Source organism: Marinobacter sp. 1-4A, assembly GCF_016597725.1.
Taxonomy (GTDB): Bacteria; Pseudomonadota; Gammaproteobacteria; order Pseudomonadales; family Oleiphilaceae; genus Marinobacter.
The window spans coordinates 1-1519 of record NZ_VCGY01000024.1 but is presented as its reverse complement, the minus strand read 5'-3'; the positions used below and the strand labels follow the sequence as shown (position 1 = coordinate 1519).

The following is a 1519-nucleotide window of genomic DNA, read 5'->3' as shown; positions in this document are numbered from 1 at the left end:
GTCGCCCCTGCAAAAATGCCACTTTCAGAGAGCCAACAACTCACTGGTCTTAGTTGATTCATTCGGCAGCGCCAGAGTTGAACATAAAATAGCCAATATCAGGCGTAAATGCCGCCCATTTTCATAAGGCCAACGAAGCTCCGCGAGCTTCCTTAGAACCTTCCTGAAGTTCAAGCCCACGCCGCACAGAACCGCGTGTATCTTGTCGCCGGCAAACCCTTTGAGGAAGTTTCGATACATCAAGCCGTCGCTTTTCAGGTGGCCGATGATGGGCTCAATACTGTTTCGTCGGTGTTGTAGATCAGGGTGTGCCTTGCCACGCCCTCGTCGCTTGCCGGTAATATGAACGTTTGAGAGGTAGGTGCTCTCGCTACCCCGGTAACCACGGTCGGCCAGCAGATGTTCCGGCATCTTGCTGGTGTGCAGGAGAACTCGTTTGAGCGCCGTGTCGACGGTGTGGCCATCGTAGGGATTGCCAGCCAGAGCCTGACAGTCCAGAACAAAGCCTTCTTTGGCTGTGGTCACTACGCTGACTTTGGAGCCGAACTCATAGCGGGTGCGAGCCTTACCCTTGGCGATACACACCACTTCCGGCTCGTGCAGGCTGTAAAGTCGGGGTTTAACGCTGCGATCGCCATATTGCTGTAACAACCGCAAGGCTTGATGGAGCTTGTGGTTCAAGCGCTCGGAACGCTCCTCCAGGGTGCGCTGGTCAATGATGGCCTCACAGACCTTGGCCAGATTCCGGTGCATCTGGCGAAGCACTCTATGCATCCGCTTGAACTGCCGGGCATGGGCGTATCGACCTACCTGCCAGACCATGTCGGGCAGTTTCTTGCAGAAGGTCTGACGGAACTTGATGCCTTCATCTTTGGCCAACTCGACCAACTGCCGGTGGCAGCGCCCTGCCAAGCGAGCATCGCTCGGGTAGGCAATTGCCTTGGGCATGACCGTGGTATCAATGACCGCCACCTTGAGGCTTTCTGACGCAATGACCCCTGTGTCATGACCCAGAGCAATGCTCATCTTCAGCAACTCACGAGCCCCATCGTCACCGATGCGATGCCGGAACCGCATCATGGTGGTCTCATCCATGGGCAACCGGTGCTGAAAGATCACTTCACCGCAGAAGTGTTGCCAATAGGGATTCTCCACCCAGCGATCCAGAACATCACGATCCGAGAGTGCAAACATATGCTTGAGCAGTTGCAAGCCCACATGCAAGCGAATAGGCAACCCCGGACGACCGGACTCCACCGCGTATAACTGACCGAAGTGCTGTTCACAGGCGGACCAGTCGATGCGTTTTCCCATCTGCACCAGTTCATGCCGGGTATTGAGGATGTCTTCAAGGTAGGTTTTCAGCAGATCTCGTTGTGGTGCCTGGCGCTTATCCCGTGGAATCATGGCGTTTTCTTCCGGTTTTTGGGCGAAACGGGGAGATTTATGGTGGATATTATACTCGAAATTCAAGCCAACTCATTGCTTTGTTTCAGTTTTTTGGTTTTGCAGGGACGAC

The 1519-nt window shown here is 54.4% G+C and carries 1 protein-coding gene; it reads right to left on the bottom strand.

Annotation, left to right across the window (positions count from 1 at the left end):
- Positions 1 to 24: 24 nt before the first annotated feature.
- The gene (locus FE845_RS18480) at positions 25 to 1407 is read right to left on the bottom strand and encodes an IS5 family transposase (protein ID WP_200368002.1); all 1383 of its coding nucleotides are present in this window, start codon (positions 1405 to 1407) and stop codon (positions 25 to 27) included.
- Positions 1408 to 1519 lie beyond the last annotated feature (112 nt).

What these genes read in the sequence shown, in the direction of transcription:
- FE845_RS18480 (WP_200368002.1), bottom strand. Translation starts at nt 1,407, where the DNA reads ATGATTCCACGGGATAAGCGCCAGGCACCACAACGAGATCTGCTGAAA.